Source organism: Lysinibacillus sp. A4, from assembly GCF_024919535.1.
GTDB classification, from domain to species: domain Bacteria; phylum Bacillota; class Bacilli; order Bacillales_A; family Planococcaceae; genus Lysinibacillus; species Lysinibacillus capsici.
The window spans coordinates 171,928-197,406 of sequence record NZ_JANWTB010000005.1; the positions used below are offsets into that span (position 1 = coordinate 171,928).

General features: G+C 31.8%; 17 protein-coding genes and 2 pseudogenes. 13 read left to right on the forward strand and 6 right to left on the reverse strand.

Translation table 11 applies throughout. The features are described from left to right. The first annotated feature begins 5 nt into the window (after positions 1 to 5). The 3 genes from NY607_RS11925 to NY607_RS11935 all read left to right on the forward strand — a co-directional run bounded on the left by NY607_RS11925 (position 6) and on the right by NY607_RS11935 (position 3,147). On the forward strand, positions 6 to 1,643 hold the full coding sequence (locus tag NY607_RS11925; RefSeq protein ID WP_259419741.1) for a hypothetical protein: 1,638 nt from the start codon (positions 6 to 8) through the stop codon (positions 1,641 to 1,643). Then, positions 1,633 to 2,337, forward strand: coding sequence for a hypothetical protein (locus NY607_RS11930; RefSeq protein ID WP_259419742.1), 705 nt, complete (start codon positions 1,633 to 1,635; stop codon positions 2,335 to 2,337). Before NY607_RS11925 ends, NY607_RS11930 begins: the two co-directional genes overlap by 11 nt. Before the next feature lie 384 nt (positions 2,338 to 2,721). Next, positions 2,722 to 3,147, forward strand: a complete 426-nt coding sequence (locus NY607_RS11935) for a hypothetical protein (RefSeq protein WP_259419743.1) — start codon at positions 2,722 to 2,724, stop codon at positions 3,145 to 3,147. A 127-nt stretch (positions 3,148 to 3,274) separates the two neighbouring features. On the opposite strand, the gene NY607_RS11940 is transcribed toward NY607_RS11935, so the two are convergent. Continuing rightward, a complete protein-coding gene (locus tag NY607_RS11940) occupies positions 3,275 to 3,832 on the reverse strand; it encodes a carbon monoxide dehydrogenase (protein WP_259419744.1) in 558 nt (185 codons plus the stop codon). Between the two features lie 571 nt (positions 3,833 to 4,403). On the opposite strand from NY607_RS11940, the gene NY607_RS11945 reads away from it, so the two are divergent. Both NY607_RS11945 and NY607_RS11950 read left to right on the forward strand, forming a co-directional pair. Continuing rightward, on the forward strand, positions 4,404 to 5,750 hold the full coding sequence (locus NY607_RS11945; RefSeq protein ID WP_259419746.1) for a M1 family metallopeptidase: 1,347 nt from the start codon (positions 4,404 to 4,406) through the stop codon (positions 5,748 to 5,750). A 378-nt stretch (positions 5,751 to 6,128) separates the two neighbouring features. Further along, positions 6,129 to 6,545, forward strand: a pseudogene (locus NY607_RS11950) (DUF3888 domain-containing protein). Between the two features lie 142 nt (positions 6,546 to 6,687). On the opposite strand, the gene NY607_RS11955 reads toward NY607_RS11950, so the two are convergent. From NY607_RS11955 to NY607_RS11965, 3 genes are all read right to left on the reverse strand, one after another. Then, entirely contained in the window at positions 6,688 to 7,098 is a 411-nt protein-coding gene (locus NY607_RS11955; protein ID WP_253294173.1) for a hypothetical protein, read from the reverse strand. Positions 7,099 to 7,351: 253 nt separating this feature from the next. After that, entirely contained in the window at positions 7,352 to 8,290 is a 939-nt protein-coding gene (locus tag NY607_RS11960) for a hypothetical protein (protein ID WP_216486247.1), read from the reverse strand. A 386-nt stretch (positions 8,291 to 8,676) separates the two neighbouring features. Further along, the gene (locus NY607_RS11965) at positions 8,677 to 9,669 is read right to left on the reverse strand and encodes a DGQHR domain-containing protein (protein WP_216486250.1); all 993 of its coding nucleotides are present in this window, start codon (positions 9,667 to 9,669) and stop codon (positions 8,677 to 8,679) included. 133 nt (positions 9,670 to 9,802) lie between these two features. On the opposite strand from NY607_RS11965, the gene NY607_RS11970 reads away from it, so the two are divergent. After that, a complete protein-coding gene (locus NY607_RS11970; RefSeq protein WP_259419748.1) occupies positions 9,803 to 10,147 on the forward strand; it encodes a helix-turn-helix domain-containing protein in 345 nt (114 codons plus the stop codon). Positions 10,148 to 10,243: 96 nt separating this feature from the next. Then, complete coding sequence (locus tag NY607_RS11975; RefSeq protein WP_216486255.1) at positions 10,244 to 12,436, forward strand: DNA topoisomerase III; 2,193 nt, start codon at positions 10,244 to 10,246, stop codon at positions 12,434 to 12,436. Between the two features lie 49 nt (positions 12,437 to 12,485). On the opposite strand, the gene NY607_RS11980 is transcribed toward NY607_RS11975, so the two are convergent. Then, positions 12,486 to 17,051, reverse strand: a complete 4,566-nt coding sequence (locus NY607_RS11980) for an AAA family ATPase (protein WP_259419749.1) — start codon at positions 17,049 to 17,051, stop codon at positions 12,486 to 12,488. A gap of 101 nt (positions 17,052 to 17,152) precedes the next feature. On the opposite strand from NY607_RS11980, the gene NY607_RS11985 reads away from it, so the two are divergent. Both NY607_RS11985 and NY607_RS11990 read left to right on the forward strand, forming a co-directional pair. After that, positions 17,153 to 18,607: a DUF5677 domain-containing protein gene (locus NY607_RS11985; RefSeq protein ID WP_216485773.1), complete on the forward strand. Its 1,455-nt coding sequence runs from the start codon at positions 17,153 to 17,155 to the stop codon at positions 18,605 to 18,607. Continuing rightward, on the forward strand, positions 18,594 to 19,676 hold the full coding sequence (locus NY607_RS11990; protein ID WP_216485775.1) for a hypothetical protein: 1,083 nt from the start codon (positions 18,594 to 18,596) through the stop codon (positions 19,674 to 19,676). Before NY607_RS11985 ends, NY607_RS11990 begins: the two co-directional genes overlap by 14 nt. Positions 19,677 to 19,836: 160 nt before the next feature. Here the strand turns inward: NY607_RS11990 and NY607_RS11995 are convergent. Further along, positions 19,837 to 20,157: pseudogene (locus NY607_RS11995) on the reverse strand (toprim domain-containing protein); the annotation flags it as partial. Between the two features lie 375 nt (positions 20,158 to 20,532). On the opposite strand from NY607_RS11995, the gene NY607_RS12000 reads away from it, so the two are divergent. The 4 genes from NY607_RS12000 to NY607_RS12015 all read left to right on the forward strand — a co-directional run bounded on the left by NY607_RS12000 (position 20,533) and on the right by NY607_RS12015 (position 25,463). Next, entirely contained in the window at positions 20,533 to 21,150 is a 618-nt protein-coding gene (locus NY607_RS12000) for a TetR/AcrR family transcriptional regulator (RefSeq protein WP_131520718.1), read from the forward strand. 118 nt (positions 21,151 to 21,268) lie between these two features. Continuing rightward, positions 21,269 to 22,411, forward strand: a complete 1,143-nt coding sequence (locus NY607_RS12005; RefSeq protein WP_036078132.1) for an acyl-CoA dehydrogenase — start codon at positions 21,269 to 21,271, stop codon at positions 22,409 to 22,411. 43 nt (positions 22,412 to 22,454) lie between these two features. Further along, complete coding sequence (locus tag NY607_RS12010) at positions 22,455 to 24,089, forward strand: AMP-binding protein (protein WP_131520719.1); 1,635 nt, start codon at positions 22,455 to 22,457, stop codon at positions 24,087 to 24,089. A 15-nt stretch (positions 24,090 to 24,104) separates the two neighbouring features. Then, on the forward strand, positions 24,105 to 25,463 hold the full coding sequence (locus NY607_RS12015) for an acetyl-CoA carboxylase biotin carboxylase subunit (protein ID WP_131520720.1): 1,359 nt from the start codon (positions 24,105 to 24,107) through the stop codon (positions 25,461 to 25,463). Positions 25,464 to 25,479: the final 16 nt, after the last annotated feature.

Below are 25,479 nucleotides of genomic sequence, written 5' to 3' on the forward strand. Positions count from 1 at the left end.
TATAAGTGGAATTAAAAATAAATATATCTAATATTTCCGAGAATTTAGTCATGCAAAAAGTAAGAAAAGTCAGTGTTTTAACATTTAAAGAGAAAGAATACGAAGAAATGTTTAATAATCTATCACAAATAAACTTAATCAAAGGTAAATATAAATTACCCAAGTGGAAGATTTTGGACGAATTAGAAGACATGTATAAGGAATTTTCTTTTAATACAGGTGGGGATAATTTTTTACAAAACTATTTAAAATGGTATGTCTTATTAAGGTTACAATCTAAAAAAAAACCTATGACTGTGTATAACGAAATACAATCTATTAAGAATTGTATTTTGCGTAGTGATGGTTTAAAAGACAGTGTAAAATTAGAGATATTTTTAAATGAGGAATATACAAAAAGTAAAAATCAAGGTGGGAATTTAGCCAGTGATTTAAAACTATTTTTAAAGTTTATCCAGATTAAAAATAAAGAAGAATTAATTAATATTTGTGAAAAATTTCCGGGCGAAAAATATTTAAATAGAGAATTACCAAATTTAAAAGATGTTCTGAAATTTGACGAAATTATCAATGAATATTTTAGAAACAATTCGATTGATAACATTTTTAGATATTTGCCAATAATGTTGTGGTGGTTAATTACAAACATTATTCCTCAGAGACCAACTGAATTCCTACTTTTGAGGAAAGACTGTTTACTTACTTCGCAAATTGATGGTGAAGATAGGTATTTCATTACGATTTATAGAATTAAGAACAACAATAACAAAGAGTCGATAGAAATTGATGAAGCAACTTATAATATTTTAAATAATATCATAAATAAAATTACTACACAGATTCCTAACAATTCTCCTTATCTATTTAATATCGATTTTTATTATTATCATCGTCCTCGAAAACACAATAGAAGAAAATCAAACCAGAGATTAAATAGAAGGGATTTTTATTCGATTTTGGATGACTTTTATAATGAAGTAGTTAGTGGGATATATCAGGTTAATGAGATTGAAAGAGTTAAATTTGGAGATACCAGACATTTTGCAATCATTAATATGTGTTTGCAAGGGTTTAATATGCTTTCCGTAGCAAATATGGCAGGTCATCAAAGTATTTATACACAAAATGAATATTTCTCTCATGCGAAGCATTTTGCCACATCTTATGTATATATAATGGCTCAGAAAAAATTAGGATTTTCATTTTCTAAAAACTTTTCTGGTGGATTAGTCGGCTGGAAACGCTATATGTACGATGTTGGTAAAACGATTTCTTATGAAGAATTAGATTTAGAACAAATTGTTGGACAAGTTGATTACGGTATCTGTAAAGAGTTAGAGAAAGAGTTTCCTATGAATTGTATTGAGGACTGTAGATTCTGTAATAAGTACTATTTCAAACCTGCTGTTTCAGAATTTAATGAAGGAATGGAATGGTTGGTTAATGAATCTAACCAAATGAAAATTAAAATTGAAAACGCAATTGATTTCATGAAAGATATAGTTACTAATAGTATAAATAATGACAATAAGGCTGCTCAGAATTTATTACAAACCACATCACAAAACCTTGTGAGTTACATGGATTTAAAAGCTATAGTCGACGCAAAGATATTGGAGAGTGATAAAAATCATGAGTTCTAAAGAATATAAAAAAGGACCTGGAAGACCAGAAAGTTACACTGATTCAGAGCTAAAAGAGCTAGCAGTTAAAATAAAATATAAATTTAAAGGTGTGAAAATTACTCCTTCGTTACTGGACCAAGAAACAGATATAGGTAGAAACACTTGGAGTAGAAGATTAAAAGATTTCTTACAGGAATTAAATGACCCTATTTTGCGCTCAATACCTTTAAATGATTCAGATGAAATTTTTCTACCTAACATAGAAATGATTTTTGAAAAATATGGAGATAATAAAATCGGTATAATAAGAGAATTATATTCTTTAGAAGAAATGATAGATACTTTATATTCTGAAGTAAAATTATTAAGAGATGAAAATAAAAAGTTAAGTAATTATAGAATTGAAGCTATCAAATACAAAAAACAATCTACAGAGCAGTTTCAAAAAGCAAAATACTACGAGGAATTATACAATAAAACAGTTGCTTCAAGTTTATATCCACATCTATATTCTAAATCTCCTCTTTTAAAAGAATTTAACATCAATAACAAGCTTATAGATGTTAAAAATAATACGGATAAACATATGATGTTTAAGAATATTAAGCTAGATGTCGATGTAGAAGAAACTTATGAAGAGAGTTTGTCTTTAGATGAAATAAATAAAAAAGAGGATGTAATGACTCTTTTAAAAGATGAATTTGATTTATAAATGTAGCATGGAAATAACGGTTTATAAACAAATATATCGATAAAAGTGCGTTTTACGGCAATTTAAAAGAACCCCTTTTGATAGAAGTTTAATCAAAAGGGATAATTATCTAACATATTTAAGCTTCTTTTTTATAAAAAGAAAGATTTATTTTTTTGTCTTGTGATATTCAACAATCGCGCCCGATTGTAGAAGATCATAAGGATATTTTTTCTTAAACAAAGCAAGTTTAACTCTTTTGATTGTTTATAAAGTTTAGCTATTTACAAAATTCTTAACCATAAATATCCCTGTTAGCATTGTCCTTACGCAGTTTAAATCAATATTTCTGGAACATAATAAGTTGTGTTGAAATAAAAATAAAAAATAATTAAGGAGTGTACAATGAGAAAAATTTTATACACGTCACTAGTCTTTATTTCTTTGATTTCCATTTTTTTAAACAGTTCAATTTCTGCAAAATCTCAGACTACAGAAAACGTTGAAAATTCTTCGTATATAAAAAATAGCGATGAAGGAAAAGTTGTTTTTAGTTACAAAAGAGATTTTAAATCTTTAGCAAATTTTTTCAACCTTTCTGAGAATGAATATTTCCAAATGCGGGAAGATAAAAGCATGATTGAAATTGCTGAAATTCAAGGTATAAACAAAGATGATCTATTTTATTATTTGGTTGCTAGAAATTATGAAGCTCTGGAATCGGCGTACAATAAAGGACAAGTAGATTTACATTTTGTTATGGATTATGTTTTATATTTAAAACAAGATGTGGAGCAAGAAATGCAAGCTAAAAGAGATATTGATTTTTAATACGAAGATTAATTAGTCAACTCTACTTTAAACACTAAATAGCCATCTGTTGAGAAATCAGCCAGATGGCTATTTCATTTTATAAGGTCCCAATGATTTTCATCTAAATTATTATTTAAATTAATTATTAAATTGAGTTAGCTATTAGAACAAAAGTTTCAGGTGTTACTTTGTTGGCTACTTTATTATAAATTCCAAGTATATACTGCAAATTATTTTTTTCAAATACAAAAAAGTTAAATAGTTGATGCTCAAAATAAATGGCTTTTGCACCATCTTGAAGTGTATACTCTTTTCCATTTAAGTTCAGTTTATCTGCAAAGTCCAATTTGTTTTTTAAAGGACGAATATCAATTTTATAAATATTATTACTTAAATCTTTGTTAATAAACCTAATTTCCAGGGAATCATTCACATTATAGTTCTTATCTTCAAAGAATCTTCCATATTGATGTGTGAAAGAAATAGAAGGCAACTTTTCGGGTACCTTTACATCACATTTACAATGATTTTCAAATTCCTTAACAGCAGCTTTTACAGATTTATATCCAGCTTCAGTGTACTTTTCCTCAAAAGAGGGAGGAGTATCACTCGACTTTGCATTTTTTACTGTTCCAAAACACCACACGCAAATTAATAGACTAAATAAAACCATTAGAAGAGGAATACGTTTATCCAATTTCATCACCCTTATTTTTTATTTAGATATAGTATGTCTTGTTCATTTACAATAATTCTTTCTTCAACTATTACTATCCTGCACCTTTAGAAAGTGATAATCTTCATAGTATATTTGCTTCATAATGATTCTCTTTAAATGTGTTATTCAAGAAAATGACCCTTTCCATGAAGAAAGACGCTTTCCTATTTCAGAAAAGCGCCCGATTGTTGAAGATGTTTTTCTGTGTCCCCAAACTTTTATTTTAGAACTTTTTTTGTATCGAACCCATCTGGTGAATTTTTCGTTGTGCTTTCCACAAAAGATCTTTCATTTTCGATTTCAACAATTTCTCCTGTAATTGTGGTAGAACATCATTATCAAATCCGACATTTTGAGTAGAGAAACGTAGTAACTATTAAGTTCAAGAAATATGTATAAATTTAAAAACTTTTTAGTAAATTCATATAGTGGAGTAAATTTTTTTAGTGTTACGTAGATTGGAGGGGAAGTTATTAAGAAGAAAATAATTATTATATTTTTAGTCTTATTATGTGTATTTTTCGCAGCATGGAAGTTAAATAAACAAGATGATAACTTGGAATCGACTGTTACTAAAAAAGTGAATAGAGAAGAATTTATTTCCAAAGGAGTAAATCCTGGAAATTCCAGTGATTATGACATTAAACTAACAATGGATACTAACGGAAATTTCCAATTTGAATTAACCGGTTTAATCAAAAATCTATCTACCGATGATTGGGAACAATTAACCTTCTATTTTATACCAAATATATTTACAAAAAGTGTTTCACCAGAGCTGGAAAATCCCTCTACGGTTAATTTTCATAACATATCTATTGATGGAAAAAAAGTCGTTTACACATTAGAAAGAGATACTTTAAATATTCAACTTCCCCATAAGTTGAAACCTAATCAAGAAGTTAAAGTTTATTTTTCCTATGAACTCACCTTTCCTGAACAAGGCTTAAGATTTACAAAGAGTAATAATGGTAATTTTCATTTAGCTCAATTTTACCCAATGCTTGCAACATATAGGAACTCTCGGTGGAACAAGGAGTCTTACCGAGATAGAGGAGAGACTTACCATACTGGATTTAGTAATTTTAAATTAACATACGATATTCCGAAAGGTTTCACCTTTGTATCTTCATCTGATAAAGAAGTCTTTCCGAGTTCAAACGTTGGTTCCATTGAAGCAAAGAATATAAAAGAAATATTTGTCGCTATTTTAAAAGATCCTATACTTGTGGAAAATGATGGGGGCCCTTCCGTTAGAGTATTTGGATTTAATGAAAATAAAGAAAAACTATATCGAGAAATAGCAGATGAGGCTATAGCTGCAATAAACTATTTTGAAGAAATTATTGGTCCTTATCCTTTCAAACAATTTGATATTATAGTAGATGGAATGGGGATGGAGTATCCAGGAATAGTTACAGTTGGTTCGATTTATAATACTGGTCCTAGTAATTCTCAAGAGCTAAAAAATATGGTGATACATGAAATTGCTCATCAATGGTTTTATGGGATCGTTAGCAACGATCCTTATAGTGATGCATGGTTAGATGAAGGTTTCGCAGTATTTGCAGCGAGTTTATTCAAACTTTCCAAATTGAAAGAGACTGAAGATTATAATTCAATGTACAGACCAGATCCTAATTTAGAGTTACCAGTAAATTTACCTCTCAATCAATATGAATCCAACATGAGTTCCTATGTTTATGGAAAATCTGCCAGAAAGTTATGGGAATTATTTAAAGATAATGGAGAGGTTAAAGAAGCTGAAAAATTTTTAAAAATATATTACCATTTTTATAAATATAAAGAAATTGATACTAAAGAATTTGTGAGATTCGTAAAATACTATTTTGATTTAAAAGATGATACCCTATTTGAGGGTTGGTTAGAACTAGAAAAATAAAACCTAATAGTCAAAAGAGACGTAAAAAAGCACCCTTTAAGGCTGCAGTGAACTTTAGATAAAAGGTATCTAGAAGAGTATTCTCGATACCTTTTTTGTCATTCTTATTTTTCATCATTTAGATTACTCCTTTTAGAAGTAACGTACCCTAAATGTTCTTTACTATCCTGCTCTGTTGGTTTAAGTGAAAATCTTCAAAATTTCATTGCCTATTACGATTTTCTTTAAATGTATTACTCAAGAAAATGTCCCTATTCATGAAGAAAGACGCTCGTCATTACAGAAAAGCGCCCGATTGTGGAATAAGCACATACTTTAATACGAAGAGGAAACAATACAATTAATTTTGATAAAGGTATAAGAGGTGTATTGAAGAAAATGAAAAAGATGTTAATCACTTTTGTACTATCCCTTGTTCTTATTATTTCTTTTCAAACAACCGGTGTTTCATCTTCTGAAGCAACTTAAGACTCTAAAGAGCTAAGATTACAGGATATGCTTATGATTATGCTTACTCCTTATATCGAAAAGGACTTGCGTAAATATTATTATCCGAAGGTTGTAAAAGATTTTTCACCTGCTGTCGCTCCATGGAAAATTGAAGTGATAGATACAAGAAGAGTTAATGGCTTTCGTGGCTTTATATTACAAATTACGTTTGATATAGAGCCAACCGATGGTGGACAATGGATTCCAATTGGGAAAGACCGAATGACCTATGAAATTTCATCTGGACCTACGATTAAATTGATAAATCACACACACCTCAAGACGTATGAATATCAATCGGAATAATTGGTACATTAAAAGCAAAAAGGCGCAAATTCATCTTCTGAAAATGTGCCCTTTAATTGAATAACGATTAACCTTCTATTAGCTGGTTTAGTTGAAGAAGAAAAGTGAAGTTTATTCAACATTAGCGTCCTTTGTGGAAAGGTTAATGAAATCTAAACCAAGCAAACCATTGGCCTTGTTTATTTTTGGTCACGAAAATTTGTCTGTGTGATGCATCATATGCCGGTAAATACTTCGGAAAGAGTACTTCCACAAACCAAGAATTGTTAGCTATTTCCTCCCCGCAATAATGTTTCGCCATTGCATAATAAGCTTCCGGATGTGGTGCTTTTGAAAGATGTGCTATGGTTTCTATTTTCCAACCTTTATAATTATCTTCTTTATAAACCTGAGGAATAATTGTATTTAATGCATTTATAAGACCTTTATCTGAACTGATATGTCTCAAACTTTGCGAGTTCGGACATTTACCATTGTTAATTAAAAAGGGTACTTCCTCATCTGTTTCAGCAAATGATATTTGAGCGTGCATCAATATTCCTAAAAAACACATGTAAATAATAACTCTTAAATAATTTATGATTCATCACCCCTTGAATAGTTATTATTCATAAAGTAAGGGGTTTTTATGCTAATCTTTATAACAATATGCATCGATTGTTGAACTAACTTGCTTCGTTTGTTGAGTAAAGAAAAAAGAGCTGCCTAAGCAACTCAATGATCTTCAAGAAAAGCGCCCTTTAATGGAAAAACATAAATATTTAAAAGAGCTAGAGCTTTAGAAAATAAGATTGACCTAAATCTCACTATTTTACTTCCTTATCATTTTTATCCCTAATAATAATTTCGTATGGAATTTCTTCAATCGATAACTCTTCTATTTTCAACTCTATGATTTTATCTACATATTCTGTAATTTGATTTATCTTTTTATCAGAATTCCCGAACCATTTAGATGAATGGATGTTAGTTTTAATAATAATTTGTAATGGTTCGGGGTGGAATGAATAGGCAAACCCCCGATATTCCTTAAATCTCTTGTTCGTTTCTTCTCTTATCGCATCAAAGATTGGTTGCCAATCTTGATCACGTAATGCAAGTTTGCTTTTTTTCCTTATCTTAACTGTATAATCTAAGTCCGTATTTGAGTGAATCGTTTGACCGATGATTTTTTTGAGTTCTTCAATTTCTTTACTTTTCTCTAAATCTTCCTTCATTCCTTGTATTTCAATAATGATTTCATTATTTGGATTAGTTGAGATTGAGTTAGAATGGTATCCCTTTTCCTTTAATAAAGCCGAAATCTCTTCAAATACTTTCGTCATAGATTTCCTTAACTTTTCATCTTCTTCACTTAATGTAGGATAGCTATCTAAAGTGAGAAAATCTACTTTAAAATCTTGAAATCCAACCTTTTTAGCAGTGGTATGAATGATCTTTTCAATGTTTATTTTATTCGCTTCTAATAACGCCTTATCCTGGACTTGCACAGTTAAGTTTCGTTCTTCATGTGAAAAATTTAAACCAACTTGATACCCACTATCCTTTAGTTCCTTAAAACTCTTTGTTAAAAACTGCTCTAATAACTTCTTTTCCGTTTTAGATTCTTCCATACTTTTAACTAAAGTATTTTCTATTTTTTCAGTATTTACAGATGCTGATGTATTTGACTCTTTTTTATGTAACATATTAGATGCCGTAATTATGAGTAATAACACAACAAAACCTGTTAGGACTTTTTTCAAAATACCGCCTCCTATTAAGAAGGTATGTCGGTTTTTTCACATTATTCTCATTGCCATTCCACATAATTGTAAATGTATTTCTTTACTTTATCCCACTCGCGTTATTAAACAATCTGGCCCGATTGTTGAACACAAGTTAAAAAAATTACTTAAACTAACCAGCGCCGTTAGTCTAAATGCGTTTCTTCACTATCTTCATTGTTGCTTTAATAAAAATACCCAATAAAAATCATCTCTCAACAAAGAAGTCTCTAGTCGGGAGATGATTTTAATTAACCTATATTTAAAACTATCTAAATTTGTAGTAAGTTATCGACATTAATAAAAAGGCTACATTTCAAAAGATAAATTATATTATACTTTTGGAGTCCTTTAAATTTACTAAGTTATTTCAAACAATTTCTTATGTCCTCAGCTAAAATTTTTGACCCCGAAATTCCTTTTAAAAATTTTAAATCTCCATTTGACGACCAATCGATTTCTCCTAAACTTTGCAGCTTTTTTGCGATTTTAACAGAATCTGTTTGTTGTGATTTTTCTGAGTAAAATTCATTCACTAGCTCATTACCTACTATAGCAAGAGCGTTTAAACATGTTATATGTGTGAGTCGGTAATTTTTATAATCATTCCATTCATCAGGTAGCAATTCTTTGATTAAATTAAAGTAAAATAATGTAATATTCAATATTTTTTCCTTTGGTAACTTTGCTAAAGGTGATTTTTTAGTTAATAAATTTACAATTTGATATAAATTTTGTAAGGTAATATGTTTTTCCTTTGTACGTCTACCAATTAATGTTCCCTTACTAAAAAAGGGGCTTTCCGGCTTTATTATAAGATTAGTGGCTATCCATCCAAAATCGTCATTATTCCGGTTTAAATAACGACTCAACGAAGTACCGATTCCTTTAGCTTTTGTATTAATGACATCGAAAAGTTTAATTTCATCATCATCATCTAAATAATGAAAAGCTAAAAATGGCACAGTTAATGTACTATCTGTTTCACTAATATATTCTTTAATTCCTCCTAAACGATGCTGCCCGTCCATCAAGGTTCCCTTTTTTCGGCATACTAAACGGCCATAGCTTCCTCTGCTTCTATCATATGCATGAAATTCCCAGTTTCCACAAGCATTTAGTAGTATAGGTGTATATAATGAATCTTCACCTTGCGATAAATAATCAGCAAAATCTTTACATCTCTTTTTGTTTATAGGACGTTGATAGCCTTTACCTGAAGGATCATTAAATAATTTTGAATAACAGAAATTAATAGCTATTTGTGATGATACTGCACCTTGATATATTACTCTTCCCCTCATCTTTGATTGGATAACATTTTCTATAACTATATTTGAACTTAAATGACTGTTCATATAAGTAAACACTCCTTAAAAATATTTCAAAGTACATAATAGTACTTATAAGTAATAAAAACAAATAAAATGTACTTTTATGAAACTTCATGTGAATTTGCGCCTCACATAGTCTTTAAGTGAGGTGATTAAAATGGAACAGTTAGTAGATATCGTTGGTGTTAATATTAGAGAAATTCGAAAGCAAAAAAAGCTAACCCAAGAAGAGCTAGCAGAAAAGTGTGGGTTACAAACTTCTTATTTAGCAGGAGTTGAGCGTGGAGATAGGAATATTACTTTACAAACGTTAGAAAAAATTGCTTTAGGGTTAGAAATTAACGCTAAGGAACTATTTGAACTGGAATCACCATTAATTAAGCTAGCCTTGGAAAAACAACAATTACTACAAATATTCACAAGCTATATGCAAGATAAATCTGAAAAAGAGATTCAATTGTTAATAAATATTGCGAACAATATTTTTGAAACATACAAGTAATGATTTTATATAGTTTGAGCAAATGATAAAAAAGGCTCATAACTTATTTGAGAAAGAGTTCTATGTTATATTTGCATCATAAGAAAGGGTGTTTTTATGTCAAAAATAGCGGTGCTAGCTGAAAAACCTTCAGTTGCAAGAGATATTGCAAGAGTATTGAAGTGTAACAAAAAAGGAAATGGATATCTTGAGGGAGATAAATATATAGTAACTTGGGCTTTGGGCCATTTAGTAACACTTGCCGATCCCGAAAGCTACGATATAAAATATAAAACTTGGGATTTAGAGTCTTTACCGATGCTACCTGAAAAGCTAAAGTTATCGGTAATCAAACAAACAGGAAAGCAATATAATGCGGTCAAGCATGTATTAGAGAGATCGGATGTATCGAGTTGTATTATTGGTACCGATAGTGGTAGGGAAGGTGAGTTAGTTGCAAGGTGGATTTTAGAAAAATTAAAGTACAAAAAACCTATTCAACGATTATGGATTTCATCTGTTACCGATAAAGCAATTAAAGAAGGCTTTGCAAACTTAAAGCCAGGCAAAAATTACGATAATCTATATCATGCAGCGGTTGCTCGTAGCGAGGCAGACTGGTACATCGGTTTAAACGCAACACGTGCTTTAACAACACGCTTTAACGCTCAACTAAACTGTGGACGTGTACAAACACCGGTCGTTGCAATGGTTGCAGCACGTGAAGATGAAATAAAACATTTTAAGCCACAAACGTATTATGGCATTGAAGCGCAAACTAACGATAAATTAAAGCTAACATGGCAGGATGCAAAGGGCAATTCACGTAGCTTCGATAAAGATAAAATCGATACAATCGTTAAAAAGGTTAGCAATGACAATGCTAAGGTTGTCGAAATCGAGCGTAAACCGAAAAAAACATTTGCTCCTGGCCTATATGATTTAACTGAGCTGCAAAGGGATGCAAATAAAATTTTCGGCTACTCTGCTAAAGAAACATTGAACATTATGCAAAAGCTTTATGAGCAGCATAAAGTTCTAACTTATCCACGAACAGACTCGAGATTTATTTCGAGTGATATCGTTAACACATTACCAGAGCGTTTAAAAGCTTGCGGTGTTGGCGAATATCGTTCACTTTCGAATAAAGTATTAACGAAGCCGATAAAAGTAACTAAAGCATTTGTAGACGATTCTAAAGTGTCTGACCACCATGCTATTATTCCAACAGAAGAACGTGTGAACTTTGCAAACTTTAATGATAAGGAACGTAAAATTTACGATTTAGTTGTAAAACGTTTCTTAGCGGTATTCTATCCTGCGCATGAATTTGAGCAATTAACGCTACGTGCAAAAATTGGCAATGAAAGTTTTATTGCAAGAGGTAAAACAATTGTGACAGCTGGTTGGAAGGAAGTATATGAAAACCGTTTTGATGATGAAGAAAATCAAGACGATTTAAAGGAACAGGTCTTCCCTCGTATAGAAAATGGTGCAACACTAGAAGTTCGTTTAATAGCACAAACATCTGGTCAAACGAAACCTCCTGCACGTTTCACTGAGGCCACATTATTGTCTGCAATGGAAAATCCAACAAAGTATTTACAAACAAATGATAAGCAACTGGCAGATACTTTAAAATCTACTGGTGGATTAGGAACGGTTGCAACACGTGCTGATATTATCGACAAGCTCTTTAACTCGTTTATGATTGAGCAACGTGGTGGCAAAGACATTTATATTACTTCAAAAGGTCGCCAGCTATTAGATTTAGTCCCAGAAGAGTTACGCTCACCTGCTACAACTGCTGAGTGGGAACAAAAGCTAGAGTTAATTGCCAAAGGGAAAATGAAAAAAGAAGTTTTTATCAATGAAATGAAGAAACATACGCAAAAAATTGTTGCTGAAATTAAAGCAAGCGATAAAAAATATAAGCATGATAACATTTCAACGAAATCATGCCCTGATTGCGGAAAGCCAATGCTTGAAGTAAATGGGAAAAAAGGTAAAATGCTTGTCTGTCAGGATCGTGAATGTGGTCATAAGAAAAACGTTGCACGCATAACAAACGCTCGCTGCCCTCAATGTAAGAAGAAGCTAGAGTTACGTGGTGAAGGAGATGGCCAAATCTTCGTATGTAAATGCGGTCACCGTGAGAAGTTATCTGCATTTGAAGCTCGTCGTAAAAAAGAAGGCAGTGGTAAAGTGGATAAGCGAAGTGTGCAGAAATATATGAAGCAGCAGGAGAAAGAGGCTGAGCCTTTAAATAATCCTTTTGCAGATTTATTAAAAGGTTTTAAATCCGAATAAAGTGAAAACTAAAGCAGCTATACATTTATACGCTGCTTTAGTTTTCTTTTTATAATCTAGAAAAAAGTTCTGACCAATTATCGATGAAATCGCCTTCGCTACTGATTTTATATTTAAGCTTGAATGGAACTGTATAATGACCCGTAATCCACAATTTGTGCAGATTTATAATTTCATTTAAAAAGAATTTTTTCTTTTCAAGAGGGAACCCTTTACAGTAGGCAATAATATAGTTTTCTATATCACTAGCTAAAGCGTGTATTTTACTATCGAGTAATTGATTTGGCTTTCTAAATAGTTGAATTATATTTAAGAAAATTTGTTTTTTATATTCCTCATCTATAGAGGAAAAAATATGTTTATATATAATGTCTACATTATCATAGAACCATGGCGTATTATCTCTAGTGCAAATTAAATGATATATAGAGTTGTAGAGTACTTTTGCATTTTTACGAGATATAAGTGGATCTATGCATTTAATATCACCTAATAGTTCATTAAAGTTAACGTACTTATTATTCTCAAAATGATTTTCTTTAATTAAATCTAAAATTTGTGGAATATCTATCCCACTTTTTGATTTAATATTCAGTTCCTTGTCATTGAAAAAACGGTTCTCAATTCTATATGCATCTCTAGATATCTTAGGTAGTTTAAATAAAAATGAATATTGTTTTTTCATTTTCTCAATGTAAGCTTTATTATCTTCTCTAGTTTTGTTTGCTATTATTGCATCTCTAACATCTGATAGATAAATACAATTTAAGTTATAAAAGCTTTCATTTCTAAAAGATTCATTAAATGGGAAGACTCTTCTAGCTGCATTTATAAGAATATCGCATTCCTCATCTGTGAATATATGACCCTCCATGTTAGAGATAATTCCATCAAAAATTGTTCTCATCCAGTCAGGGTCGTACGTATGCTCTAAATTAAAGAATCTATAAAAATCATTGGGACCACAATTCATAGCAGCTTTAGAAACAGCATTTATCAAATAAATTGAAGCTCTATTATCACCTAATTCAGAAGCAATATTGTTGATATTTAATAGCTCAATCCCTGCTGTTTTCCAAATAGATGGGTCATTATCTGATATAATCTCGAACCATTCAAGTAAATTGAATAACGAATATTCTTTCCTGCCAATATACCCAAGAAATTTAGATGATAAAATATTTTTAGAAGCTAATATCTTAGAGGAATCAATCACACTTTTAGATAAATCTAAGAATAAATTAGCCAACCTCTGCAATTCAGAAAATTCCTCTTCCCATACTTTCCCTTCATTATCCATCCAATATGAATATAACTCACTTAAAACTTTATTCTCTCCGAATTCTTGAAGAATAGGCCAGGTAGATTCTAGATATAAAATGTTATTAGGATTTTCTAAATGTCTTTTTAATACTTCAATTAATTTATTTTCATATTCCCTTGGTAATAAATCTGTAACTTCTTTTAATTGATTTAAAAGCCAACTTGAGACTGATAAAATATCAAAATGACTAAGTGTGGTGAAGTTATTCGGATTAAGAATGTTTACTAAATGTTTTTCAAATTCATTAGTATATTGGACTTCTTGTGAATTAATCATTTTATAAAGTTTCCCAAGATAGTAAGCAGCTTGTACATAATTTGAGTAAATCTCTAATTGAATATCTGATCTTGAATAATTAAGCTTATTAAAATCTTCCACAATTACTTCATAGGCTTCATTTTCATACGATTTTGCTATGACTAGTAAAAGGATTGGTTTAAATGAGCGGTCAAAATATTTTTCTCCCTTAAAAACTTCTAATTTTGCTTTTGTGATGATAAATTTTACAGATTGAACTTCTTCAACCATATTACTTTTTAAAGCCCAGAAATATATTTCTAATAATGTGTATAAATCATATTCTTTATAATTTTTCTTACTAATTAATGAAAGTAATACATCTTCTGTATAATGTCTAAGAACACTAACAAGAAATCTTTCATAATCTGTTTTATACATAATAGGTATCCTATCTATTTTATCTAAAATATCATCAGGTTTAGCTTCTGAAAGATAAGATAAAAGCCCATTTGAATAAAGTGCTACAATAATTTTTTCATCTTCATCTAATAAATCTTTGATATGAATATTTCTATTAAAACAAGCATTTAAGTATCCAAATCTCCAAAGTATTTCTTCAATATCTTCATTCAAACTATCTTCTACTATTAATGGTATATTAAGTAATTCAACTAATTCTATTGGACCCATAGTTCCAAACCACTTATTAATTAAATTATTACTCCTATTTTTCTCATTATTTTCAATTAAGTAAAGTACATCGTTTAATATTTCTAATACTTCATCTGTACTTAAATTTTCAACAGGAGAATAATATTTTTCGCTATCTTTTAACTCTATATATTCTATAGAAGGCACGTAATTAATGTCAGCCCACTGATTACTCTGTAAAAATTGATTTAGAGTACTAATAGAAAGGCTTAGTTTAAATAAATTATCAATATCAAAATTTTCTTTTATATAATCTAAGCAAAATAATATCTGCTCTTCAATTTCTTCTAAAGGTCTACGATATTTTATAGCATCTTTAATATATCCAGGATTCATTAATCCAAAAAATTCGTTTTGTCGTTGTGCCTTAGATAACAAATTAAATATATGCCCATGTTTTAAAGGAATATCTCTGCACCTTACTAATAAAAAATCTGCTAAATAGGAAGATACTTGCTTTAATATATATGGATCTTGTTCTAAAATTTTTTGTAGGTATATTCTAAAATCATTATGAAAAACCGTATACACACCTTCATGCGCAATTATTAAAGGGAAAAGCTTATCGAGTACATTTTTCCACTTTAAAGCTTCTAGACCTAAGTCAGGAAAAATATTTTCTAAATCTTTAAAATGTATTCCTTTATTGATAAGACTAAACAATCCTGCTAGCATTTTCTCAAGATGCTCAAGTGTATCCCCAAATTCTGAAATAGTACTTTTCCAAATATATTCATAATATAGATTTAAACCTTGCGAGATATTCTGTGTTTGTAATACACTTTCAAATTCACTTAGATTCGAATATTTTTGAGCTTCATGAATTAAAAAGATAGATAATAATATGTTCCCCTTTGTATTGTGATGAATAAAATTAGCTACCGAGGACCTTTCAGTATCATTTAAAACTACTTTTGAATTCTCACATAGGCTCTCTACATCTTCTACGGTAACAGGAGGCATTTCTATTTTTAATACACTTGAATCATTTATCCAAGTAGGATAATTATTATAACTATTTATAGGTTGTCCAATAATTACAAAGCAAACTCTATCTGAAAGTAATTGGGGTGGCAAAAGAGTATTTAAAAAACTAGAATCTTGTCCAGATCTAGCTGCATGATCAATTCCATCTATAAGAATAATTGTTTTCCTACCACTTAGTTCACTCATAATTTCTGCTAGACGAATGACTTCCTTACGCAAATTATCAATAGAATCAATAAACTCTATTGACATAGGGACGTTATATTTAGAAAGCTGCCCTTTTAATTTATCTTTTAATTGTAAAAGTAAATCCCCCCATAAAATTCTTGGATTACTTCCTCCTTTATCAGCTGAAAGGTAATCAGATTTTATATTTAGAGGTTTAAATGTATAGTATTTCAAAGAAATTATAGAATTTACTTTATTAACTAAAAAACTAGCTACATTTGTTTTCCCTGAGCCAGCTTCTCCTGATAAAAATATTACTTTTTTATCGGTATTTAGAATTTCTCTCTCGAAATCTTCACAGAATTTAACTCTGGAATCTATAAACGGCTCTGTAGTAGGTAAACTTACAATTCCTTTAAAATCATAAGACTCAATAGATAATGCCTCGTATAAATCTTCTAGTAAGATTTCTTCTTTATTTCTATGAGTAGTCGTCCAAGTAAATAATGCAACAACTAGTTTATCAAATAGAGCTTCTGAAATACGTACACTACTTTGGAAAGTAGCTTCGAGTTTATTTATGGCAATCTTTTTTAACTCTAATAAACCTGGTTGAGAAGCTTGAATTTCTAAAACCCTTAAAAACTCCAATTTTTGTTTGTCATCTTCTAATATATCTAATTCTGTCAGAAATTTTTCCCAAGCTTTTTTCCATTCTTCAGGAAAAACAATATCGTTAATTCTTTTAACAGTATGTACTTGTTCGTTTAATTTTTTTAAAAAGCTAGTTAATCCAGGTCTATAAAGACCAGCTCTATTATTAGGAGTATCATTAATAGTCCTATTAGTATAAAGAATAACTTTTTTTACATGTACATCTTTATTTAACTTCAACCAATCTTTAGCGAATTTAGAAATATAAGATTGATCGTTCTTTCTAAAGATAATATCCGAAAAGCTTAACTGATCTTCTTCACGTGTATGCTTAACTTGAATACATTCAACACTACCATCATGATATTTTATGACTACATCATCTAGCCCTTGTAAATCTGGGGCTTGTAATGTTATTGATTTAATAGTGTTATCTGAATTAAGCATATTTATTGCTTTATCTAAGCCTACCGTCCATTCATACCAATATGGATCTGCTATTCCTGATGTTGGATTTTTTATTTCAGTCATTAGACACCATCCTTAATTAATTTTTAGTTGTTTTTCCAGTTTACTTTAAAAAATGATAGAATTGTAAGTGAATATTATACAAAGAACAGGGGGGCTAATTCATGGAGTATAAAGGTCATAAATTGAAAAAGGGAAAATTTATAACACCTTTCAATGAAATATTAACCCAAATTGGAAAAGAAGAACAATGGTATTTGGGAAGACTACCCGAGTATATTTGGATAGCTTTAATTTACAAATCTAATTCTCGCCAAAAATCTTTTCAATTAATTGAATCTATTTTACAAGAACTGAATAAATACTTACCTGCAGAAGACAATCACCCGAGGATTTCAAACATTTTTAAACTCTCTGAAGAAAAACAGAAAAAATTTTATGAATACTTATTAACTAAAGTTGATAAAAATATTTTATCTCCACTCACAATTATTGTTAGTTATTCAGTGAGTAGAACATTTGCAAAATATTTTTCAAGCCATAAAGATACCTTTGAAGAAAAAACAAACAAATTAGAAGAGATTCTCAAAGAATTTTCAAGTCAACATTCTAATCAAACTACAGACCTAAGATATTTAATTTTTTTCTACATGCAATTAAAAAATAGAATTATTATGCCTGCACAACATCTGGAACTAATTGAACAGTATCCATTATTGGAACATGATAATCCTTTAATGGCGATGATTAGACCTACTATAAGAACTTTAGAAATGATGTCACCTGCTTTTGAAAAAAATATAGATATAACGTATCTTGAATTATTTTGGGAAAGGATGAGTGAATTGACTGAATGCGAACTTTTTCAAGTTAAGTTTGATGTAGAAGATTTAATAGACAAAAAGGAGTTTTTGGAACAAACATATAATGAGTTGAAATATTTCACAGATTTATTCCACACAACATCTCCATTGGATAATAAAATGTTAGTTCTATTGGGAATAGCAACCTTTTCATATAAACGTTTTTTGGAGTTAGTAGAACATAATCTTTATAACACTATCACAGGTCGAAGTATCACTAGATCTTTAATCGAAAACTATATTATGATGAAATATTTACTTCTTAGAGAAGAACATAAAGATAATATTTGGGAAGAGTATCAATATTACGGGTTAGGGCAGTTTAAACTGATAACCGAAAGATATGAAGATAGTGGCGATATTTATCCTAATAGTCATGTAGATTATAAATATATAAGCTTTCTAGTGGAAGAATACAAAAGTAAAAATTTTATTGATATGGATTTGAAATATTTTGGAAGCCATAATATAAAAACTAAAGCAGAAATGGTGAATGAATCCGATTTGTATAAACATTTATATGATTATGATTCAATTTATGAACATGGTTTATGGGGAGCTATTAGAGAAAGTAGCTTATTAAAATGTGATACTGCTAGTCATCAATTCCATTGTGTACCAGACATTGAGAATCAACAGAATTTAAAAAGTGTATGGCATGATTCTAAAATGCTTATGCAAAAAACATTAAATCTTTTAAAAGAATTGTATGGATATCCTTACCACTTGGAGGAAATTCAAAATGGTAAAAACTAAATTCATGGAAGAATTGATTAAAATCCAAAATGAATACATCTATCTTTTAGAATTAGGATTAACAGATTGGGAGGAAGAATATTTTATTGAGTTTATAGAAGAATTAAATTTATTTTGGAAAAGAAATGAAAATGTATTAAATTCGATTTATGAATATGAATTTCCTGAATTAGAGACTGTTTTCCTTACTGCTGTTACTAAAATAGATCTTGAATATTTACAACATTATTCTATGAAAATTAGTGGTAAAATCTGTTTAATAGATGATCCTTTAATAAGCTATTTAAACCTTTTAGATAAAGATCTCCCTCCAAAGATGCGAGAGAAATTCTCAGAAGTAATTCAAAAAAATATACGAGAATCTATAGAATTATTTAAAATCTGCTCACACGATTTTTTTATCTTACCTATACGCACTATAATTCCGATTGAAATTGTTACTAAAGCTGCCAATCAATTTTTTGTTTCTTTATTCGAAGGTATTACTAGTATTGAAGATTACTTTAAAAAAATAAACACTTTTGAAGACATAGAAAGGTATTTGAAGGAGCCAGTTAAAGACTGGATATTATTTGGTTGGGATGATGATTATAGAAATAGTACTTTAAATGAGAGATTTTCAAACTTTGTAAATACAGAATTTATAGGGGATAAAAAGGCTCCTGTAAATCAAATATTTTTCTTTTCTCAAATAGGTTATTTATCACAAGGAATGAATATCTTATTCGCCATGTCAACAATTAAGTTCGTACCTTATATCCGTGGAGAATTGCCTTTCAAATATCTCACTGTATTATATACCTCTTTGAAACATAATTTAAATTTAGATTTAGATCAGCAAATTATTAGAACTACTATTAGCTACTTTTTTGAAAGAATTTTTGACTTTGAAAAATTAACTGATGTACTGTATGAAGAATTCCTAACTAAGATTAGTGGATTAAATTTATATCAATACGTTACTCAAAGTTTACAACTCGAAAATAAAGAGTTACATGATATTAGCTTACGGGACATTGATTTAGCTGTGAATGAATTTTATGAGAACAAATTTTTAGCTCTGTTTTAAATGTAGGAGCTTATCAAATATGAAATATATTTGATAGGCTTTTAATTATGTACAAATTCAGCAAAAGTATTATGTGCAAACGGAAAACGCAAGATATTCTTGTAATCAAAGCTTTTAATATGATATAGGATTTATGTACACTCTATTTTTATAGAGATACACCCGTATCTGTAGCAATGATAATTTCATTAACATCATTACGTGAAAGCTGACTTTTGACTGCATTAAATTGCTTTCCAGTTTGCTTTATAACCGTTAATTTTAAACGTTCTGGTAGCATGGGTAGATCTTCTAGATTCCATGTTTTATATTTCACATCATAGCTTTCAGGGTCAGCCAGAGTTACAAGATGTCCAAGCGCCCAAGTAACAATATATTTATCTCCCTCAAGGAAACCATTTCCTTTTTTATTACACTTCAGTACACGTGCGATATCACGTGCTACAGAAGGTTTTTCAGCAATTACTACGCTCTTTGCCATTGTTAACACCCTTTCATAGTTCCATGGTTTTAAATATAGCATAGGTTGAGTGGGTTCGCAGTTTTACTGCAATGTAAAATGCATTTAGTAAACAAAGAAAAGAAAGGGAAGAAAATTTGTCATGAAAAGCAAAGAAGCTTCATATGGTGTATATGTGATTTTAGCTTTTTAATTTCTGTTCTATGTAAAATTTTTGCTCGTAATTTTGCGAAAAATCTATTTTGTTGCTAGACACCAAATTTTGAGAATGCTATATTTATGTTGTCATAGTATTTTTATAATTAGGAAAAAATAGAATACTTTATGGGTTTGAATGATTTTTCCTGATTATAAGGAGTGATGAAGTATAGAGCTAGATGAAGGATGATAGGGCCTATGGTAAAGAAAACGTTAAAACAAAGAATTGTAGACGCTTCAGTTGAATTGTTTCAACAAGATGGTTATCACAATGTAACAGTGGATCGTATTGTGGAATACATTGGGGCATCAAAGGGTGGATTTTATCATAATTTTAAATCAAAAGATGAACTGTTGTATGAAATTCATGATGTCTTTATTTCATATGTCATTCAACAATCGCAAGCTGCATATGACAAATTCGATACACCCATCACACGTTTGTGTGCCATGCTGCAAACACTGACACAAGTATTTGATATGTATCAAGCACATATTACGATTTTTTATGAAGAAAGTCGTTCACTCTCAGATGAATATAGTGACATCATCCATAAAAAGCGAGATCACTATCGTGATATTTTACAAAGAGTGATAGCAGAGGGTCAGGAAGCAAAGGTTTTTCGTACCGAATTACCTTGTACAATTGTGACAATGGCAATTGTCGGGATGATTAACTGGACATACAAATGGTTTAAGCAATCAGGACCATTAACGATGGAGCAAATCACAGATGTTTTTACCGATATGGTATTACGGGCAATTGTGACAGAACAAGCCATGGAAGAAGCGAAGCAATTTATAATAAAGGGGTAGCCAGTAGGAAACACTGGTTTTATTATTTGTTTTTACAAACCGACTAGTCGGTATTAACTGTAAGTAATTGTTCTTAAGCTACATTACTATGGCAAATTCGACATTAGGGGGATTAGGGATGAATTTTGAATTAACAAAAGAGCAAGAGATGATTCGAGACATGGTGCGTGATTTTGCTGAGAAGGAGATTAAACCGTATGCTCGTGAGGTTGATGAGACATCAACAATGAGAATAGAGAGCTTTAAGAAGATGGCAGAACTAGGCTTATTGGGTATCCCGTTTCCTGAGGAATATGGTGGATCAGGTGGTGATACGGTGTCCTACGCTTTAGCTGTAGAGGAGATTGGTCGAGCATGTGGGGGCACAGGGTTAAGCTATGCAGCTGCTGTTAGCTTAGGAGCCTCTCCAATTTACAACTTCGGCACAGAGGAACAAAAGCAAGAGTGGCTAGTTCCATTAGCTAAGGGTGAGACATTAGGATCATTCGGTTTAACAGAGCCAAATGCAGGTTCAGATGCAGGGGGCACACGTACTACAGCTGTTATCGATGGTGATGACTACATTATTAACGGAGAGAAATGCTGGATCACCAATGCAGGATATGCTCGACAAATTATTGTAACGGCGGTAACAGGTAAACGTGAAGATGGTAAAAAGATTATTTCTTCTATTATTGTGCCAACAAACACACCAGGCGTAACAATCAACTGTAATTATGACAAAATGGGTGTACGTGGCTCCAATACATGTGAAATTGTGTTAGAAAATGTCCGTGTCCCAAGAACGAATCTATTAGGGGATGAAAAACGTGGCTTTAGCCAGTTTTTAAATACATTGGATGGTGGTCGTATTTCCATCGCTGCTCTTTCTGTTGGAATTGCCCAGGCTGCTTATGAAAAGGCACTAAAATTCGCGAAGGAACGTGAGCAATTTGGTGCACCTATTTCGAAGCTACAGGCGATCCAATTTAAGTTAGCTGATATGGCAATGGAAATAGAGCTTGCTCGTACGTTAGTACATAAAGCAGCATGGTTAAAAGATCAAAAGAAACCATTTGGCAAAGAAGCTGCGATGGCTAAACTATTTGCTTCTGAAATGGGCTTCCGTACATGTAATCAGGCAATCCAAATTCATGGTGGTTCTGGATATATGAAAGAATACGATGTAGAACGTCATTTACGTGATATTAAATTAATGGAAATCGGTGAAGGAACATCTGAAATTCAACGTCTTGTTATTTCTCGTCTAATTGGCTGTTAATCATCATCAGTTAAATTAAATAGCATAAATGAGGGGGATCTTCATGGCAGAACTTGTGTATCAAACAATTGGTCAATTGCTAGATGAACAATCAAAAAAGTACCCGCAGAATGAAGCATTGGTCTATGCTGACAGAAATTTACGCATGACTTATGAGCAGCTAAATCGTCAAGCTCGATACGTAGCAAGAGGTTTAATGGCTCTTGGAATTGAAAAGGGAGACCATATCGCAGTATGGACGACAAATGTTCCAGAGTGGGTACAGCTTCAATTTGGTACAGGGAAGATGGGTGCTCCAATTGTAACGGTAAATACGAATTACCGTGCAAGTGAGTTGGAGTACTTATTGAAGCAATCTGATGCTAAAACGATTTTTTTAATTGAAAATTATCGAGACCATTCTTTTATTAATACACTGCAAGAGTTATGTCCAGAGCTTGAACATTGTGAACCAGGTAATTTGCAATCAAAGCGACTACCTTTATTAAAAAATGTTATTTTAATCGGTGAAACCAAATACCCCGGCGTACTTAATTGGTCAGACGTTTTAACTGCTGCCGAGCAAGTAACAGAAGAACAGCTAGATCGAAGAGAGCAATCTCTCCATTATGATGATGTCATTAATATTCAATATACTTCTGGTACAACAGGCTTTCCTAAGGGAGTAATGCTAACGCACTTTAACTTGGTCAATAATGCTGTCAATATTGCTGAATGTATGCGTTTAACGGCAGAGGATCGTCTATGTATCCCAGTCCCATTCTTCCATTGCTTTGGTTGTGTCATAGGAACATTAGCCATTACAACGAGTGGTGGAACCATGGTACCAGTACAGGAGTTCTCACCTGAAGAGGTACTAAGAACCGTTCAACAAGAGAAATGCACTGCATTACATGGCGTGCCAACGATGTTCATTAGTGAACTGAATTTATCGAATTTTGCATCTTTCGATCTTTCAACTTTACGTACAGGAGTCATGGCAGGATCAAACTGTCCAATTGAAGTTATGAAAGCGGTCATTGAGAAGATGGGCATGAAAGATATAACAATATGCTACGGTCAAACAGAATCATCACCTGTTATTACACAGACAAGAACGGATGACCCGCTAGTGTTAAAGGTGGAGACAGTTGGCCGCGCTTTACCTAACCTAGAAGTAAAGATTGTTGTTCCTGGAACTACCGAGGAAGCTCCGACAAATGAACAGGGAGAGCTATGTACGAGGGGCTATCATGTGATGAAGGGCTATTATAAAAACCAGGAGGAAACAGATCTTGCGATTGACGAGGATGGTTGGTTGCACACAGGTGATTTAGCAACAATGGATGAAGCAGGTTATGTCCGTGTAACAGGTCGTTTAAAGGATATGATTATCCGTGGTGGCGAAAACCTATATCCTCGTGAAATTGAGGAGTTCCTTTATACACATCCGAAAATTTCAGATGTTCAGGTTGCAGGTGTCCCTGACCCTGTTTATGGCGAGGAGGCGGCAGCTTGGATTGTTTTAAAAGAAGGGGAGCAGGCTACAGCGGTTGAAATCCGAGATTATTGTCGGGATAAAATTTCTAGACATAAAATTCCGCGACATATTTTCTTTATTGATAACTATCCAATGACTGCATCTGGAAAAGTTCAAAAATATAAATTACGAGAAGATTTCGTTATGACCGTAAAGTAAGGAGGGGCAGTGACTATGTTCAATAAGGTATTAATTGCAAATCGTGGGGAGATTGCTAGACGAGTGATCAGAACATGCAAGCGCCTAAATATTCATACGGTTGCAATCTATTCAGAGGCAGATGCTAAAAGCTTACATGTGAAAGATGCAGATGAGGCTTTCTGTGTTGGGAAGCCACCGGTTGCACAGAGCTATTTAAATATCGACCGCATTCTTGAAATTGCACTAGAAAGTGGTGCAGAGGCTGTTCATCCTGGCTATGGTTTACTATCAGAGAATGCAAATTTTGCAAAACGTTGTACAGACGCAGGTTTAGTGTTTATCGGGCCAAGTGCTGATGTGATTGCTTCAATGGGCAGTAAATTAGAGGCACGTAAAACAATGAAAGCTGCTGGTGTACCGATTGTAGAGGGTGTAGAAGCGCCTGTGAAGGATGTAGAAGAAGCCACTGACATAGCGGAACGTTTAGGCTATCCGATTATGTTAAAGGCATCAGCAGGTGGTGGCGGTATCGGTATGCAACTAGTTGAAAATGCCGAGGAACTAGCTAAAGCTTTTGAGGGAAATCAAAAGCGTGCACAATCATTCTTTGGTGATGGCACGATGTATATGGAGCGATTCATTGCTAACCCTCACCATGTCGAGGTGCAAATTATTGCTGATCATCAAGGTAATGTCGTTCCATTATTTGAACGAGAATGCTCTATTCAACGAAGAAATCAAAAAGTAGTAGAAGAAGCACCATCACCGTTTATCTCACAAGAGACAAGAGAAAAAATGCTAGAAGCGTCAGTTAAGGCGGCGAAGCATATTGGTTATGTCAATGCTGGAACAATCGAATACTTGGTTGATGAAGATCAAAACTTTTATTTTTTAGAAATGAATACAAGACTACAGGTAGAGCATCCCGTTACGGAGGAAATTACGAAGCTTGATTTAGTAGAGGAGCAATTAAAAATTGCTGCAAAACAACCTCTTACGTTCACTAGAGAAAGTATGACTAAAGAAGGGCACGCGATTGAAGTGCGCATATACGCTGAAAATCCTTCGACGTTTTTCCCGTCTCCAGGTACCATTACGACTCTTGAATTACCGACAGGTGAAGGGATTCGACATGAGTGTGGTGTAGAGTCTGGTTCAGTGGTAACACCATTCTATGATCCAATGATTAGTAAATTGGTGGTGTGGGGGGAAACAAGAGAAATTGCCTGTGAAAGATTAGCACAAGCGCTAAAGACGTATAAAGTGGAGGGGATTCAAACGAATATCCCGATGCTGTTAAAAACCGTCACACATGAACAATTTTTAAAAGGCTATACGACAACAAAATTTGTAGAGCAATATTATTTACCGCAATTAGCAGAAACAAAATAACAATTATCATGTATTC

What these genes read in the sequence shown, in the direction of transcription:
- NY607_RS11975 (WP_216486255.1), top strand. Translation starts at nt 10,244, where the DNA reads ATGTCAAAAATAGCGGTGCTAGCTGAAAAACCTTCAGTTGCAAGAGAT.
- NY607_RS11970 (WP_259419748.1), top strand. Translation starts at nt 9,803, where the DNA reads ATGGAACAGTTAGTAGATATCGTTGGTGTTAATATTAGAGAAATTCGA.
- NY607_RS12000 (WP_131520718.1), top strand. Translation starts at nt 20,533, where the DNA reads ATGGTAAAGAAAACGTTAAAACAAAGAATTGTAGACGCTTCAGTTGAA.
- NY607_RS12015 (WP_131520720.1), top strand. Translation starts at nt 24,105, where the DNA reads ATGTTCAATAAGGTATTAATTGCAAATCGTGGGGAGATTGCTAGACGA.
- NY607_RS11990 (WP_216485775.1), top strand. Translation starts at nt 18,594, where the DNA reads ATGGTAAAAACTAAATTCATGGAAGAATTGATTAAAATCCAAAATGAA.
- NY607_RS11985 (WP_216485773.1), top strand. Translation starts at nt 17,153, where the DNA reads ATGGAGTATAAAGGTCATAAATTGAAAAAGGGAAAATTTATAACACCT.
- NY607_RS11940 (WP_259419744.1), bottom strand. Translation starts at nt 3,832, where the DNA reads ATGAAATTGGATAAACGTATTCCTCTTCTAATGGTTTTATTTAGTCTA.
- NY607_RS12010 (WP_131520719.1), top strand. Translation starts at nt 22,455, where the DNA reads ATGGCAGAACTTGTGTATCAAACAATTGGTCAATTGCTAGATGAACAA.
- NY607_RS11965 (WP_216486250.1), bottom strand. Translation starts at nt 9,669, where the DNA reads ATGAACAGTCATTTAAGTTCAAATATAGTTATAGAAAATGTTATCCAA.
- NY607_RS11955 (WP_253294173.1), bottom strand. Translation starts at nt 7,098, where the DNA reads ATGTGTTTTTTAGGAATATTGATGCACGCTCAAATATCATTTGCTGAA.
- NY607_RS11935 (WP_259419743.1), top strand. Translation starts at nt 2,722, where the DNA reads ATGAGAAAAATTTTATACACGTCACTAGTCTTTATTTCTTTGATTTCC.
- NY607_RS12005 (WP_036078132.1), top strand. Translation starts at nt 21,269, where the DNA reads ATGAATTTTGAATTAACAAAAGAGCAAGAGATGATTCGAGACATGGTG.
- NY607_RS11980 (WP_259419749.1), bottom strand. Translation starts at nt 17,051, where the DNA reads ATGACTGAAATAAAAAATCCAACATCAGGAATAGCAGATCCATATTGG.
- NY607_RS11930 (WP_259419742.1), top strand. Translation starts at nt 1,633, where the DNA reads ATGAGTTCTAAAGAATATAAAAAAGGACCTGGAAGACCAGAAAGTTAC.